Here is a 15,494-nt window from a genome sequence, read left to right as displayed (position 1 = left end):
CCTCGGCCATGGCCCTCCTTGACGCATTGCCGCACGCCCCGCGCTACGTCGTCTGCGATCGGGGCTATGCCTCGAACCAGTTTCGAGAGGCCTTATGGGACAGGGGTTCACGCCCGGTCATCCCGACAAAACGCAACGAACCGCAAGTAGCCTGCCCGAAATGGGCCTATCGGCACCGACATCTGGTGGAAAACCTGTGGGCACGCCTCAAGGAGTGGAGAGCAGTCGCCACGCGGTATGAGAAAACCGCTACGTCCTTCATGGCTGTCATCTGCATCGCTGCAACAGCAGATCATCTCAAGACCTAACAGGCCATAAATGGACCACCGAAAAAAGGAGCCGCTTGGTGATCGGCGTTTCCGTCGGCAGACCGAGAGAGATGCTTCTTTGGTGCGAGGCGGTGATGGTGTGAGATAGGCTGAGCCGTTGTGGAGGGGTTTTCCCTGAATCGCATTGATGCGAGTTCTGACCCCGAACGTAACCTTCGGTTTCTACCGTCGTGTGTTGAGTCGTCTGGATTGCGGCGGGCATGAATGGGAGTGGTGCGATCAAATGAGTGAATTTCGCCATGGGCTATGAGCGTCGCCGTAGCTTGCACAGAGTCAAAGATTTGCTTTCGTATTATAAGTCGACGTGCAAGCGAAGGGAACTGTAGACCCCATTGACGCGCCACATTTGCTGCATGTGTTCGCAGAGTTTTCGACTCTAGGAAATTTGCGTTCCAATGCGTTGATGCTCGGACGGTGGCGCATCAGTTTGCGGTGCGTGCGTTCGTGGTGAGATAAAAAGCGTATACTCACAGAGCTGATGCAGCAATGTGTCGCTGTCCTCATGGAGGAAAGAGCTGGAGCTCTGACTTTGCCTCACAAAGGGCTTTTGCAGACGCGGCGAACTTATCAGTTCGGAGCCAAAACAGATTTTCACCAATTTCGTCAGGTGGGGCTTGGCATGTTTCGAGCCGCGCAGCCAAGCCGCGGTCTTGGCGAACTCGGTGACACGTCGCTGTGATAGGTTTTTTGAACGGATTCCTCTCGATCAATGTGAACGAGCAGGGCGGACGGTAGCGGTCCCATGTTGGTTCAGGGAGCGCAGGGTCAGTGTCGTCAGGATCAGAAGGATGACGACATAAATATCGGTCGTTTCACGTAGGCCTATCACGTTCACTGCGAAGCCGGCGGCGAAGGCAGGCGCGCTGAAAGCGAGGTAGCTCATGACGAAATAGCCAGCGGCCAGCCCTGCGCGTTCATGTGACTCCGCGAGTGGCACGATGATGCGCAACGAGCCCTGAACAGTCAGGCCAAGCCCCGCGCCAGCTATGGAAGCCCCCAGAAGAAAAACAGGCGAACTGACGACGTGCAGACTGATCAACACCAGCGGGAGTCCTGCGAGCACAGCGACGGCTCCTCTACGTAGCAGGGACACTCCGGAACCGGTTAGATGCGCCACCATTGCAACCAGAGCGGATGTCATCACGACGGCGACGACGGAGCCGCCGAGTAAAGCGCCGCCGCTATCGTGATTGGCGATACGTGCAATCGTCGGACCGAGCGAGAGCAGCAGACCAGCCAAAGCCCATACGGCTACGCTGGCGGGAGCGATCCGCCACATTGCCGCGCGCGCAGCATGAGGGACGTGGACTCGCGGCCAGAGGGATACGAGTGCACCGGGTATGCGCGAGACGGTCTCGGGGACGATGAAAAGCAGGCAGGCGGCGATGATCATTGCCGCTGTCAGAATGTAGAATACAAAATGCAGCGGCTGAGGAGCAAATTTTGCAAGAAGCGCCGACCCCAGAGCCAAGGCGGCCATTGAGCCCATTGGGATCATGCCGCTTATCAATCCGCCACGTTCGCGATGTGCATCCTGAAGTCCAGCGCTCAGCGCGCTGGTCGCGATTCCGGTTGCAAGGCCCTGTAGGGCGCGTCCGCGGATAACTTCGGCAATGCTTCCTGCGATCGAAAACTGCAGCATAGCACTGATTTCAATCGCGATTGCGAGCCAGACGACGGGGCGACGTCCGAGATGATCCGATAGGGAGCCGAAGCAGAGCAGTGCGAGCAGCAACGTGAGTGCGTAAACCGCGAAGGCGGCCTGCAGCATTGGCAAAGTGGCCTGCCACTGCTCATGATACAGCGGATAGAGCGGTGTGATCGCTGCCGAGGCGCCCAGGAAGAGAAACAGGATAACGCTGTAGATCCATAAGATTTTGGTTCGGATTGGAGGAGGCATCATGTGCTCCTATCTAAGGCAAAAATTGTGCGTTAAGCTGATAGCGAGATAAATCGATTAAAGCAAATATTTTGCGTTAGGGAGGGGGCAATGTCTGAAATTCGTAACACCTCAAGGTCGGGACCGCGTCCCGGTGGTCGTAGTCTGAGGGTGCAAGAGGCTGTGCACGCGGCGGTGGTAGCGCTGATCGAGGAATTCGGTCGAGAGGGGTTAACCGTTCCGCAAGTAGCGGCGCGCGCAGGAGTTACGCCCTCCACGATCTACCGCCGGTGGAGCGATATCGCGACGTTGATAAGCGACGTAGCCCAACGGAATTTGCGCACAGACTGTCCGCTGAAACCATGTGGGCGTCTATCGGACGATCTGCCAGCTTGGGCGGAGATGTATCAGGATGAAATGGACTCCACACCTGGCCGGGCGATGGTGCGCGACGTATTGCGAGGTTGGGACGGAATGCAGAAAGCGTGTCCGCTGCTTGATGCGGTGCGGCCGTCGATTGCACTGATTTGTGATGCTTCAAGTGAGCCTGTGAATTTTGACGTCGAGGCGGTGATTGACGCTGTGGTGGCGCCGCTTCTGACTCGCATGATTTTCACGGATGCTCCGTTGGCTTCTACATTGGCGCGCGATGCGGCGGTAGCATTTGTCGAGCAGCATTTGTCGAACGCAAGCGGTCCTGGTCGCGGCCAACAGTCCGTCCCAAGAAAGTAATTATATGTTTTTTGATGGATGATTATTTTATTAATTTTAGAATTATTAAATGTTATTTATGTATATTGTTACTATAGTTAAACTGCGTTGATAAATTGACGATTTTTGTTCGACGTATGCCGCGTCTATGCAGAATTTTACAAGAGGTGGTTGCGCCCCGCGCTGTAAGTCGTGCATTCGCTGCTTCGGAGGGTAATTGGTGAGATTTCTTAAGGTATATAAAGAATATTTTTAATTATTTTGGTATTTTTTTTAAGCATTAAGGCATTGATCTCGCGTCGAAGGCTCTGCCGGATTGCGTTTCAGCGACCCGTTCTGGTCAGATGATCGATCTCGTTCCTCGCTGTTGGATATAGCTTTTCCAGGTTTCTGCGACTGCCGATTTCAAAGTCGGCCGGAATGAAGCCCGGCGCCATCGTTGTGCCGGCGAAGCTCCATGCCTGTCCGTCGCCATGAGGCCGGGAGCCTTGCCACACGCCGCCCGGGACTGTCAGCGTCGGATGCGCTGAATCCAGCATGGGCCTCTTTATCGACCCGTCGGGGAAAAGCAGTAGAAACTCAATTGGCGCTCCTCCGTAGAAATGCCAGATTTCGTCGGTAGGCAGTCTGTGCAGCGCCGAGAAACCACGCGTCGTTTCGACAACTTCGATTGCGGTTCCTGCTGGATGGGCGCGTCCCGAATAGCGCGCGGGGAGCGCTGAGCCCGTGATGATATCGGGCGAAAGCCACGACTGGACATACCATCCGCCTTCAACGGGAATGGGACTCATTTTTTCACGCTCGATAACCGCTGCGGCGTCAGGCGGGAGCGAAGTCTGACCGGCATGCGCAGGTCCTGAAACGCTGACCGCAGATGAGATGATAATCGCAACTCTCAGGACGTGGGCAGCACGCGAGCGCAGGTGGGAAGCGAGAACCCGAAGTCGACTCTTGAGGTCATAGCGCATCGGTCGCCTCCTGAAAGTGTTTTTGCGTTCGCGCTGACTTCTCTCGACGCGCTCAGAGATACCTTAGAGCCAACGCTCCGCCCACAAGCAGGACGGCGAACGTGCCCGCGACAAGCGGCAGCCGCTTTTCAATGAACGCCTCGATCGGCGCGCCATAACGGCGGAGAAGGGCGGCGACGAGGAAGAAACGCACGCCGCGCGTCACAAGGCTGGCCAGAACAAATGGCGCAATTGGAAAATGTGCTGCGCCGCTGGCGATAGTGACGAATTTGTAAGGAACCGGCGTCAGACCTTTGATGAGAATAATCCAGACGCCCCATTGCCTGAATTTCTCTTGCAGCGCGGCGAGTGTAGCCTCGGCGTGGTAGAAATGAACGATTGGCTTCGCCACATGATCGAGCAGGACCGCGCCGATATACCAGCCAAGCAGCCCGCCGATGACGCTGGCGACAGTGGCGATCGCCGCGAACAGCCACGCCCGGCTGCGGTTGGCGATCACCATCGGGATAAGCAGTGTCTCCGGCGGGAGCGGGAAAAAGCTGGCTTCAGAGAAGGCGAGGGCGCCGAGCCAGAATGGCGCCTGCGGACCAGCCGCGTGGCTGCGTACTCTGGCGTAAAGACGATCGAGCATTACGGCGTCGTTCCTTCACTCGTCAGGGCTGCGGTGACGTTCTCGCGGCCGCCAGACTCATGCCGCCGCACATCTTACGCGCAGTCAATGCCATTGGAGCCGCGGTCGCCGCAAGGGGACTCAATAGCCGATGTAACGACCGGGACGGTGAAAGGCGATGAGAACGACGCTGAGCGCCACGGCGCTTACCGCTGAGAGGAGGACGCGCTCTGCTGGCAGAACCAGCAGCGAACAAAGCAGGATGATCGCATCGAGTGTGAGTTGTGACCGACCGGCATTCAGCCCGCGTGTTTTCTGGAGCCAAAGCGTTACGACGCCTGTTCCGCCGACGCCTGCCTGATGGCGCGCAAGCGACAGTACGCCCATGCCCAGCATGGTGCCCCCGAAGGATGCGGCGAAGAGCGGTTGAATGAAGCTGAGGCCGATTACTTTGGTGAAACCAAATGCGATCACCGTAATCGAGCAGGAGACGATCGCGGTTTTCAAGGCGAACGGCACGCCCATGGCGCGGACGGCAAAGAGGATGAACGGGATATTTATGAGCGTAAAAAGCTCGCCGGGCGACAACGGCGCGAGATAGGAGATCAGAAGCGCTACGCCGGCGACGCCTCCGGTAACGAGCCCGGCCTGATGCAGGCATAGCAGGCCAAGAGCGATCAGCGACGTACCGATCAGAAGCGCATACACGTCTTCAGCAAGCGTGTGCCGCAAGGGAAGAAGGACCGCCGGATCCTGCGTGATCGTAGGGGGCGTATCGGAGGGCGGGCGGTCGGGCATCGATCGGTTCCATATCGAGCGGCCGCAACGATCAAGCCGTCTTGCATCCTCCTAGCCAATTGATCAGGAACTCGAAAGGGGGGCTGAGATCGGCCCCGCGGGTGACGTAGCCGATCAGGATACTTTTCTGGCAGCGGCGTCCGGTTGCTGCGCCTGCAGATTCTCCTGAATGATCAGGTCTTTCTTGGACAACTTGCCGATCAATGTTTTGGGCAGCGAATCACGGAAAGCGATCTCGCGCGGACGCTCAATCTTGGAGACGTATTGCGATACGTGGTCGAGAAGTTCCTTTTCCGTGACGGTGAACCCCTCCCGAACAGTTACGAACGCCTTCGGCGCCTGTCCGCGATAGCTGTCAGGAACCCCGAGAACGATAGTTTCCAACACGGCAGGATGGCGATACAGCGCTTCCTCGATGACGTGAGGATAGACATTGTAGCCGCCGCACAAGATGATGTCCTTCAACCGATCCACGAGAAACAGATAGCCGTCGCGATCAAGGTAACCGACGTCGCCGGTTTTGAAGAATCCGTCCTCAGTGAAAGGATTTTCACGGCTGTCGACGCCCCAGTAGCCAAGCATCACCTGAGGGCCGCGCACGCAAACCTCGCCGGGTTGACCGAGGGGCAGTCGCTCATGAGGAGGATCGATATTTCGTATTTCGATTTCCGTGCCTTCTACAGCCGTCCCACAAGAACCGTCACGTACAGCGTTCAGAGGATTGAAAGTGAGGACCGGCGACGTTTCACTCAGACCATAACCTTCGATCACGGGGCAGTTCGCCATCTCCTCAAACTGACGTCGCAGCGCGCTTGGCAATGGCGCGCCACCGGATATGACGGCGACAATTTTCGAAAAACATTCCTTATTAATTTCTTTTTCCCGCAGCAGGGCGGTCAGGATCGTCGGGACGGCGGGGAGGAGGGTTGTTTTCGTGCGAAGCAGGGTGTCCAGCGTGGTCTTCGCGTCGAAGCGTGGCAGAAGAACCATTGTCGCGCCCCGCTCCACACCAAGAAGCATGACGGTCATCAACGCGAATACATGGAATAGCGGCAGTACGCCCAAAATGACCTGCTGCCCTGTGACTGTCGCAGCGATATGGTGATCAATCTGCTTCAGGTTGGAGAGGAGATTGGCGTGAGTCAGCATCGCTGCCTTGGGGACGCCGGTGGTCCCTCCAGTGAACTGAAACACGGCGACATCGTGCGCTGCCTCAATCTTCACCGATGGGGCGCGATGTTTGTCAGCAATCAAATCATTGTAGCGAATTAACCGCTTATCCGGCGTCAAATGAAGTAATTCTTTTGATTTCAACGCACGGAACAATACCGATTTCATCCAGGGCAACACGTCGGCGAAGGGGCAGACGACGATCCGTTCGACGTTCGATGCTTTGGCCGCAGCAATAGCGCTCTTCGCCACAAGAGCAAGATCTGTCACAACCAGCACCTTAACGCCGGATGTTCCGAGCACCTGCTTGATTTCATGCTCCACGTAGAGCGGATTGATGTTGACGGCGATGGCGCCGAGACGCTGGATAGCGAAGAACAGTTTCACGCTGTACGGGGTGTTGGGCAGGCACAGCCCTACGCGATCACCTTTGCGCACGCCCAGCGCGTAAAGCCCCGTAGCGGCGCTCTCCACCGCATCAAGAAGCTCGCGATAGGTGCAGGTCTTGCCCATGAAGTCGACGGCGACCACGTTGGGCGAGCGTTTGACGGTCGCTTCAAGCATGTCGAAGAGAGAGCCATCGCTCAATCCGGTCATGGTCTGGTTCCTTGTTTCCTGATCCTGTTCCATGACTGCGCCCATGGCGGGATTTCCCAATTCTTTTCGACCGAAACGCTCCGGTCGACGGTTCGGTCTGGCGATCTGTCAGGCCAGACATTCTTCTGAGGCGATCAAAGTCCGCCTCCAGCGGGAGGCGGGCCGATTTGGCGGGGCGGCAGATTTAAAAATGTGTTCTCATGCCAAAGCCGACGACATTGCCGTGCCCGGAGTATTGGCCAATCAACTGGCCAGCGTTATTGCCTGCGTCGTTGTTTATAGAGCCGCGAGGAGTGAACAGGTGAGCGTAGGATAAATCCAGCGACACCATCTTGATCGGGCTGTATTCGACGCCGGCCGATAGTGTGAAACGACTGGAATCCGGCGCCCGCGTCAGACGATTTCTGGAATTGACCGGCGACTGATCATAGCTGAAGCCAGACCGGAGAAGCACGTTTTTGCGGAGCGCATAATTGACTGCGACGCCGCCAAACCATGTATTGTGCCAGTTAACCGGTATGGTCGTATTCAAGCCGCCATGATCGGAAATGGCGTTCAACTGCTGCAACAGTGACCAGTGCGTCCACTCTCCCTGCAGCATTACGGTCAGCCTGGGCGTGACGCGACGTGTAAAGCCAAAGGCGACCGAGTCTGGTAAAGTCACCTGCATCTTCCCGTGTCCGCTTTCCGAGGCCAGAAGCCCCTGTACAAAAGGATTGGCGGCGAGAGACCAGGGGGGAGCAAATTTTGTTTTTATTGCTACGGGAATTGAGATTCTGGAGCGGTATGTGATGCCGATCTGTGTCTTGTCATCAAACTTGTACATCAAGCCGGCATTATAGCCGAAGCCGAACCCGTTGCCCGAGAGGTCGGCCGTGGTCGTCCCGTATTGGTTCAGCGCTCCCAGATTCGCAGCCTGTGTAAAACGCCCGCTCAGGAAGTCGAAACGCGGACCTAACCCAATGGAGAGCTTGTTGGTCACGCGGTAGGACGCCGCCAAAGATAACTCGTAATCGGTAATTGTGGTGACCAAACTCTGGTACCGGCCCACCCAATTTTGGGGATAGTCCATACGGAGGCCGAATGGCGTGCCAAAACTATAACCCAAAGCAAGCCTTTTGTTGACTTTCCAGACCCCGTAGCTGCTGGCCGTAGCCGCGCTGTTAACGTTTCTTCCGCCCTGATTGCCGGAGGTTCTGACGCCCGGCGCCAGGTAATTTTGGCCCGAAAATCGAGCCGATGGTCCGACGTAAAAGACGTTGCCGAACAGTTCGCTCGACTCCAGAAGAGACATGCCTGCCGGGTTAAGAACAACGGTGGCGGCGTCGGAGGCGCGACTCACCCCGCCGACATATGCGTTGCCCAGCGAAATTGCGTCCGTCTCTCTGAGCGCGAAGCCGGAAGCGTAAGCGGGCGCCGCCAAAATAAATGTGGCGGCAGCGCCAGCCGCCGCCGTGGTGGTCAGGTGTTTCATTTTTTTGCCCCTCCCTCCGGGCGCCTCTGTCTTTGACGCGCCTGGAGCGATTCTCACCTTCTCATGGGTGACGTTTGCGGAATCACTATGGTCTCCATTCACATAACGCGCAACCCTACAATGCCGTTCAAACGAACATCTGTTATTCACTAAAAAGAGAATTATTTCGGGGAAAGTGCGGTTTCCTGTGCAAATCAACGAATCGTGTGCCGTGATTTTTTCCATATATTCAAAACCAATCTTTGTGTTATGCGTATGTAGGTTGACGTTTACGTCATCACCCTAACCAATAAGCGCAACGCCGTGATGACATCGGACGCAAGGGAGTCGCAGACATGAATTCAGTCGTGATCGCAGGGTATGTGAGGTCGCCGTTCCATCTGGCGCGCAAGGGCGAACTCACGCGGACACGCCCCGACGACCTTGCTGCGCAGGTCGTGCAAGGACTTCTGGAAAGAACGGGCGTAACGCCAGGCGACATAGAAGATCTCATACTTGGCTGCGCGTTTCCCGAAGGTGAACAGGGCATCAATCTGGGCCGTATCGTCGGTCTGATCGCAGATCTGCCGATCTCGGTTGGAGGAGTAACGGTCAACCGCTTCTGTGGATCCTCCATGCAATCCGTACATAATGCGGCGGGCGCCATTAGCCTGGGCGCCGGTGACGCCTTCATCTGCGCCGGCGTCGAAAGCATGACCCGTGTCCCAATGGGCGGATACAACCCCATGCCCAACCCTGCGCTCTATAAACGTCGGCCCGGCGTGTACATGGACATGGGCATAACCGCCGAGAATGTCGCAAAAAAATACGAAATAAGCCGCGAACAGCAGGAAGCGTTCGCCCTGCGCAGCCAGCGGAAAGCGCGTGAGGCTATAGAAGCCGGGCGTCTGTCTGATGAGATCGTGCCGATTTTGACGCCCAACGGGACCGTCGCCAAAGACGGTTGTCCGCGTCCTGACACGACTGCCGAGGGACTCGCCGGGCTGAAGCTGGCTTTCGATCAGAAAGGCACCGTCACGGCAGGCACGTCTTCGCCACTGACCGACGGCGCAAGTGCGGTTCTGGTGTGCTCGGAAAAATATGCAGACGAGAAGGGGCTGAAGAAGATGGCCCGGATACGTTCGATCGCCGTTTCGGGCTGCGAGCCCGAAATCATGGGGATTGGACCGGTTCAGGCGACCCGCAAGGCTCTGGCGCGGGCGGGGATCAGCGTTGAGGATCTGGGGGTGGTCGAGCTTAACGAGGCCTTCGCCAGCCAGTCTCTGGCGTGCATCCGCGATCTAGGCCTCAAGGAAGACATCATCAACATCGACGGCGGCGCAATTGCGCTGGGCCATCCCCTTGGCGCTACAGGCGCACGCATCGTCGGCAAGGCGGCGCAGCTGCTGCAGCGTGAGAACGCCCGGTATGCTCTTGCGACACAGTGCATCGGCGGTGGTCAGGGCATCGCCACGATCATGGAGCGGATCTGATGAGCCAGACCCTCAAATCGACAGACAGACCAGAGGCGACTCTGGGGGACGCTTCCGGCCTCTCACGCGTTTGCGTGGTCGGCGCGGGGGTCATGGGGGCCAGCATCGCGGCCCATATCGCCAATGCAGGCGTTCCTGTGTTGCTGCTGGACCGCGCGGTCGGCGATGACCGCAGCAGCCTGGCGAAGGGCGCCATCGCGAAGATGCTCAAGACCGAGCCGGCGCCGTTCATGGACCCGGCGGCGGCGAAACTGATCCAGCCGGGTAACGTCGAAGACGATATCGAGGCCGTTGCATCCTGCGACTGGATTGTCGAGGCCATTATCGAACGGGCGGACCTCAAGCAGGATCTGTACCGCAAGCTCGAGGCGGTGCGTAAGCCCGGTGCGCCGGTAAGCTCCAACACGTCGACCATTCCGCTGAAGGACCTGACGGAGGGGCTGCCCGACAGCTTCAAACGCGACTTTCTGATCACCCATTTCTTCAATCCTCCACGTTACATGAGGCTTCTGGAGATTGTCGGCGGGGAGGCGACCAATCCGGACCATATCGAGAATCTGGGAGATTTCTGCGACCGGCAGCTCGGCAAGACCGTTGTGAAGGCGAAGGACACTCCCGGCTTCATCGCCAACCGCATCGGCACGTTCTGGATGCTGGTGGCGGTCCGCGCCGCGATTGAAATGGGCGTCAGCGTAGAGCAGGTCGACGCGATTATCGGACGGCCGTTCGGCATTCCGAAGACCGGCGTTTTTGGCCTGATCGACTTAGTTGGCGTTGACCTGATGCCGCATATCAACGCCAGCATGAAGGCCACGCTTCCCGCCGGAGATCGTTATATCAGCAAGGCGGACGATCTGCCGCTGATCGCGAAAATGATCGCCGACGGCTACACCGGACGGAAAGGGAAGGGCGGTTTCTATCGCATCAACCGCGAAGGCGGTGGCAAGACGAAGGAATCCATCAACCTCAAAACCGGCGAATACGCCCGCTCGGAGCGGTTCTCTCTTCCGCCCTCCGCGAAGACCGCTGCGGATCTGTTGACCTCTCCCGATAAGTTTGGCGCATACGCCCGTGTCGTGATGGGGGAGACCCTGGCCTATGCCGCCTCGCTCGTGCCGGAAATTTCGGACGATATCGCTGGCGTGGACGCGGCCATGACGCTGGGCTTCAACTGGAAAGTTGGGCCGTTCGCCCTGATCGATCAGATTGGACCGGCAAAGTTCGCTGCGCTGCTCAAGCAGCTGGATATCCCGGTCCCGGCGCTTGTTGAAGCCGTCGGTTCGGGAAAATTCTACGAAGAGCGTGACGGCGTCACGCAGGCCTTCGGTGTTGATGGCGCATATCATCCGGTTGAAAAACCGGAGGGGGTGCTGCTGCTTTCCGATATCCGCAAGAAAGGAAAGGCCGTTCTTTCCAACAAGTCGGCGTCCTTGTGGGACATCGGCGACGGTGTCGCATGTTTCGAGATCACCACGAAGATGAACACGTTTGACGACGGCGTTCTGGGACTTCTGGAGAAATCCATCGATCATGTGAAGACCAACTTCAAGGCGATGGTTCTGTATACGGACGCCTCCAATTTTTCGGCGGGCGCAAACCTCGGACTGGCGCTTTTCGCGGTCAACATGGCGGCATGGGGCGAAATCCAGAAACTCATCGACAAAGGGCAAAGCACCCTCAAGGCGTTGAAATACGCGCCTTTCCCGGTCGTCGCCGCTCCGGCCGGCCTGGCGCTTGGCGGTGGATGCGAGATCATTCTGCATTGCGACGCGATTCAGGCGCACGCCGAACTTTATACGGGCCTCGTCGAATGCGGCGTAGGTTTGATCCCCGGGTGGGGCGGTTGCGGGGAGATGCTCCTGCGTAATCAGGCAGATCCGAAAACGCCTCGCGGGCCGATGCCGGCGCCTCGCGGCGCGTTTGAGATGATCGCTGTTGCGAGAGTCTCGAAATCTGCCGCTGAAGCCAGGCGCATGCATATTCTTCGCAAGGCGGATGGCGTTACGATGAATCGCGATCGTGTTCTGGCGGACGCGAAAGCTCGCGCGCTTTCTCTGGTCGATGGTTACGTCGCGCCCGAGAAGCCCGAATTTCGCGTCGCAGGCGCTGCGGGACGCACAGCGTTCGACATGGCGGTCGCGGGCATGGCCTCGCAGGGCGTCGCAACGCCATATGACATCACCGTAGCTGGCGAGCTTGCGAACATTCTGACGGGTGGCGAGCACGACACGACGGAGATCGTCACCGAAGAGCAAATGCTGGAGCTGGAGCGGAAGGGCTTCATGAGCCTGCTGCATAACACGGGCACGCTGGACCGCATCGAGCATATGCTCGAAACCGGCAAGCCCTTGAGAAACTGAGCGACGGGGATACAAGAAAATGCAGACATATAACGCCCCCCTCCGCGACATGAAGTTCGTCCTGAACGAACTTCATGATTTCTCCAAGTTGACCAGCATCCCGGCGTTTTCCGGCGTCGACGCCGATCTGGTCGAGACGGTGCTTGAAGAAGCGGCGAAATTCACCACCCGCGTGTTGCTGCCGCTTAATCCGGTAGGCGATACAGAGGGATGCAGGCTCGAAAACGGCGTGGTGCACACGCCGACGGGTTTCAAGGAGGCCTACAAGCAGTTCTGTGACGGCGGCTGGTCGTCCGTCTCGGCGCCGCCGGAATACGGCGGGCAGGGTCTGCCGGAAAGCGTCGGCATGCTCATCTCCGAGATGATCTGTTCGACGAACCTGTCGTTCGGTCTCTATCCGGGCCTGACGGCGGGCGCGATGACGGCGCTGCGCAAATACGGCTCGGATGAGCTGAAATCCTTCTATCTGCCGAAGATGATCGACGGCACCTGGTCGGCGAGCATGTGCCTGACCGAGGCGCAGTGCGGCACTGATCTTGGTCTTGTGCGCACAAAAGCCGTTCCACAAGGCGACGACTCCTACGCGGTCACGGGCTCGAAGATATTCATCTCCGCGGGCGAGCATGACCTGACGGAGAATATCATTCATCTGGTACTGGCGCGGCTTCCCGATGCGCCTGAAGGCATCAAGGGCATCAGCCTGTTTCTCGTTCCGAAATTTCTTCCCAATGAGGACGGCAGTCTCGGCGCACGCAATCCCGTGGTCTGCACCGCGCTTGAGCACAAGATGGGCATCAAGGGCTCCGCGACTTGTCAGATCAGTTTTGACGAAGCCAAAGGCTGGCTGGTCGGCGCGCCTCACAAAGGCATGCAGGCCATGTTCGCGATGATGAACGCCGAGCGTCTCGGCGTCGGCATTCAGGGTCTGGGCATAACTGAAGTTTCCTACCAGAGCGCAGTTTCATATGCGAAGGAGCGTCTGCAGGGGCGCGCGCTTTCCGGCCCCAAGTATCCGAAGCTCGCGGCAGACCCGATCATCGTCCATCCGGACGTTCGCCGGATGCTGATGACCATGCGCGTCAATGCGGAAGGGTGCCGGGCGCTTGGGACCTGGGTGGCGAACGCCCTGGATATCGCTGAGCACACGGAAGACAAAGCCCAGCGTCGAGACGCCGAAGACTTCGTCGCGCTGCTGACGCCGGTGGTCAAGGCGATGTTCACTGACATGGGCTCGGAATCCGCCAATCTCGCTGTGCAGACTTATGGCGGTCATGGCTACATCCATGATCACGGCGTGGAGCAGTTCGCTCGTGACGCACGGATCACCATGATCTACGAAGGCACCAACGGGGTGCAGGCGCTCGACCTCGTCGGCCGTAAGCTGCCGGCGCACATGGGCAGGAGTCTTCGGGGCCTGTTCCATCCGATCGCGGACTTCGTCGCCGAACACAAAGAACATCCGCTGTTCTCCAAGATGATCGAGGGCCTGGAACGCGCGCTTGGCGCGTTGCAGCTTTCGACCGCGCACGTCGCTCAGAAAGGCATGGCGGACCCCGAGGAGGCAGGAGCTGCGGCGACGGATTATCTGCGCCTGATGGGCCTTGTCTCGCTCGCTTACCTCTGGGCACGTACGGTGACGATCGCCGTGTCCAAACTTGGAGCGGCGGAGGGGCCGGATAAGGCCTTCTACACGGCGAAGCTGAGCTCCGCCCGCTTCTTTTATGATCGCATCCTGCCTGAGTCCGCGGCGCTGTATCTGAAGATCAAGTCGGGCAAAAAGTCGCTGATGGAGCTGCCTGAAGACCTGTTCTAACTGCAGGGCGTGCTACGTTCCCGGCGACGGTCTGGCCGAGCGCCGGGAACGCTGCGGAAGACCAATCTTACGGAGTTGCCTGATGACGACACAGGACAACAAACACACAGAGCTTCCCGCCGGGTTCGTTCCTATCCCAATCCTGAACCCGGATGGTTTTGACGCTCTGACCGGCGGATTCGCGATCAAGGACGATGATGGTCATCTCGTCGCGGGTTTTCGGGTGGAGGCCCGCCACTGCAACCACGCGAAAATCTGTCACGGCGGTATGCTGGCGACTGTGTGCGACGGTTACCTTGCGCTGGCTGCGATGTACAGGAACGACTTTCAGCTTGCGATCTTGCCGACTATGTCTCTGACTGTCGATTATCTCGCGCCGTCGGAATTGAACGACTGGGTCGAAATCCGGGCGGAGGTTCTGCGTGTGACCCGCAACGCCGTTTTCGTGCAGGGACTGGCGCGTGTGAATGGGGCTCCGGTCGTGCGGGCGAGCGGGGTGTTCAAACGAGGTTCGCCGAAGCCTGATGGAATTGACGCCGGAAAGGCGTTGAGGGGGTTTTTGAAAGCGCCGATGTCGACGAATGCGTCGTGATCTGATGGGTGGGCCAGGCAGACAGACTGTTCCAGTTCAGTAAGCCCGACACTGGCGGGAGCCGGGAGTGCAGCCCGTCAAACTGCATCGAGTTTGCAACGATACGGCGTCATGGCCGACACTCGTGGTACATAAAAGGCTCCTGTCGCCCACGGTGCGACAGCAAGACGAAAGGGACAGAGCGATATGAGCGTCGATGCGGAAGACCCGAAAGAAAACCGGCTATATTCTGTGAGCGAACTTTCTCGTGAACTGGCGATTACGCCACGCTCCATGCGTTTTTACGAAGACAAGGGCCTGATCTCGCCGTCCCGCGTGGGCACGACGCGCGTGTATTCAATCCGTGACCGGGCGCGGATGAAGCTGATCATTCGCGGAAAGCAGCTTGGTTTCACGCTGCGCGACATCAAGCAGTATCTTGACCTGTACGACGCGGACCCCAAGCACAGCGCGCAGAAAATGCTTCTTCTGAAGCAAATTCAGAAAAAGATGCGCGATCTCAACGCCATGAGTGCGGCGATTTCGGCTACGCTTTCTGACCTTGAAAACATTCAGCAGTCGTTGCTGAATTCCTTTACCGTCGACGCCGCGTGACATGATTGCGTCCGCATCAGGACATCTGCGCTTCGCACCGCCAAAGTCACATCGCTGGCATGGGGAGGGAGGCGGATCGCGCCTCTCGTCGCGGCGCACGCCGTTGGGTTACTAAAATGGTCTCCCA

Annotated in this window: 13 protein-coding genes; 7 read left to right on the top strand and 6 right to left on the bottom strand. The window is 58.1% G+C overall.

What is annotated here, in order from left to right; translation table 11 throughout:
• Positions 1 to 308: IS5/IS1182 family transposase (locus tag G442_RS0117100; protein ID WP_026398959.1), on the top strand; the 308-nt coding region annotated here is incomplete at its 5' end.
• Positions 309 to 1,035: 727 nt separating this feature from the next.
• Here the strand turns inward: G442_RS0117100 and G442_RS23070 are convergent.
• Complete coding sequence (locus G442_RS23070) at positions 1,036 to 2,229, bottom strand: MFS transporter (protein WP_035376856.1); 1,194 nt, start codon at positions 2,227 to 2,229, stop codon at positions 1,036 to 1,038.
• Positions 2,230 to 2,319: 90 nt separating this feature from the next.
• Between G442_RS23070 and G442_RS23065 the strand changes: the two genes are divergently transcribed.
• Positions 2,320 to 2,940, top strand: a complete 621-nt coding sequence (locus G442_RS23065) for a TetR/AcrR family transcriptional regulator (protein WP_051292482.1) — start codon at positions 2,320 to 2,322, stop codon at positions 2,938 to 2,940.
• Between the two features lie 302 nt (positions 2,941 to 3,242).
• On the opposite strand, the gene G442_RS0117080 is transcribed toward G442_RS23065, so the two are convergent.
• The 5 genes from G442_RS0117080 to G442_RS0117060 form a co-directional block, all read right to left on the bottom strand.
• The gene (locus G442_RS0117080) at positions 3,243 to 3,887 is read right to left on the bottom strand and encodes a cupin domain-containing protein (protein ID WP_084440680.1); all 645 of its coding nucleotides are present in this window, start codon (positions 3,885 to 3,887) and stop codon (positions 3,243 to 3,245) included.
• Between the two features lie 52 nt (positions 3,888 to 3,939).
• On the bottom strand, positions 3,940 to 4,518 hold the full coding sequence (locus G442_RS0117075) for a YqaA family protein (RefSeq protein WP_026398956.1): 579 nt from the start codon (positions 4,516 to 4,518) through the stop codon (positions 3,940 to 3,942).
• Between the two features lie 120 nt (positions 4,519 to 4,638).
• Positions 4,639 to 5,295: a YitT family protein gene (locus G442_RS0117070; protein WP_084440679.1), complete on the bottom strand. Its 657-nt coding sequence runs from the start codon at positions 5,293 to 5,295 to the stop codon at positions 4,639 to 4,641.
• A gap of 114 nt (positions 5,296 to 5,409) precedes the next feature.
• The gene (locus G442_RS23060) at positions 5,410 to 7,062 is read right to left on the bottom strand and encodes an AMP-binding protein (RefSeq protein ID WP_035376853.1); all 1,653 of its coding nucleotides are present in this window, start codon (positions 7,060 to 7,062) and stop codon (positions 5,410 to 5,412) included.
• Positions 7,063 to 7,246: 184 nt separating this feature from the next.
• Positions 7,247 to 8,761, bottom strand: a complete 1,515-nt coding sequence (locus G442_RS0117060; protein ID WP_084440678.1) for an OmpP1/FadL family transporter — start codon at positions 8,759 to 8,761, stop codon at positions 7,247 to 7,249.
• A gap of 110 nt (positions 8,762 to 8,871) precedes the next feature.
• On the opposite strand from G442_RS0117060, the gene G442_RS0117055 reads away from it, so the two are divergent.
• From G442_RS0117055 to G442_RS0117035, 5 genes are all read left to right on the top strand, one after another.
• Positions 8,872 to 10,008, top strand: coding sequence for a thiolase family protein (locus tag G442_RS0117055; RefSeq protein WP_026398953.1), 1,137 nt, complete (start codon positions 8,872 to 8,874; stop codon positions 10,006 to 10,008).
• Entirely contained in the window at positions 10,008 to 12,368 is a 2,361-nt protein-coding gene (locus tag G442_RS0117050; protein WP_084440677.1) for a 3-hydroxyacyl-CoA dehydrogenase/enoyl-CoA hydratase family protein, read from the top strand. Before G442_RS0117055 ends, G442_RS0117050 begins: the two co-directional genes overlap by 1 nt.
• 19 nt (positions 12,369 to 12,387) lie before the next feature.
• Positions 12,388 to 14,181 (top strand): acyl-CoA dehydrogenase C-terminal domain-containing protein, encoded by a 1,794-nt coding sequence (locus G442_RS0117045; protein WP_026398951.1) that lies wholly within the window; start codon positions 12,388 to 12,390, stop codon positions 14,179 to 14,181.
• An 82-nt stretch (positions 14,182 to 14,263) separates the two neighbouring features.
• Complete coding sequence (locus G442_RS23055; RefSeq protein ID WP_051292481.1) at positions 14,264 to 14,773, top strand: PaaI family thioesterase; 510 nt, start codon at positions 14,264 to 14,266, stop codon at positions 14,771 to 14,773.
• Between the two features lie 186 nt (positions 14,774 to 14,959).
• Positions 14,960 to 15,367, top strand: coding sequence for a MerR family transcriptional regulator (locus tag G442_RS0117035; RefSeq protein WP_026398950.1), 408 nt, complete (start codon positions 14,960 to 14,962; stop codon positions 15,365 to 15,367).
• The last annotated feature ends 127 nt before the right edge of the window (positions 15,368 to 15,494 follow it).

The organism is Acetobacter nitrogenifigens DSM 23921 = NBRC 105050 (genome assembly GCF_000429165.1).
Classification (GTDB): Bacteria; Pseudomonadota; Alphaproteobacteria; order Acetobacterales; family Acetobacteraceae; genus Acetobacter; species Acetobacter nitrogenifigens.
This window is presented reverse-complemented; position numbering and strand designations above follow the sequence as displayed.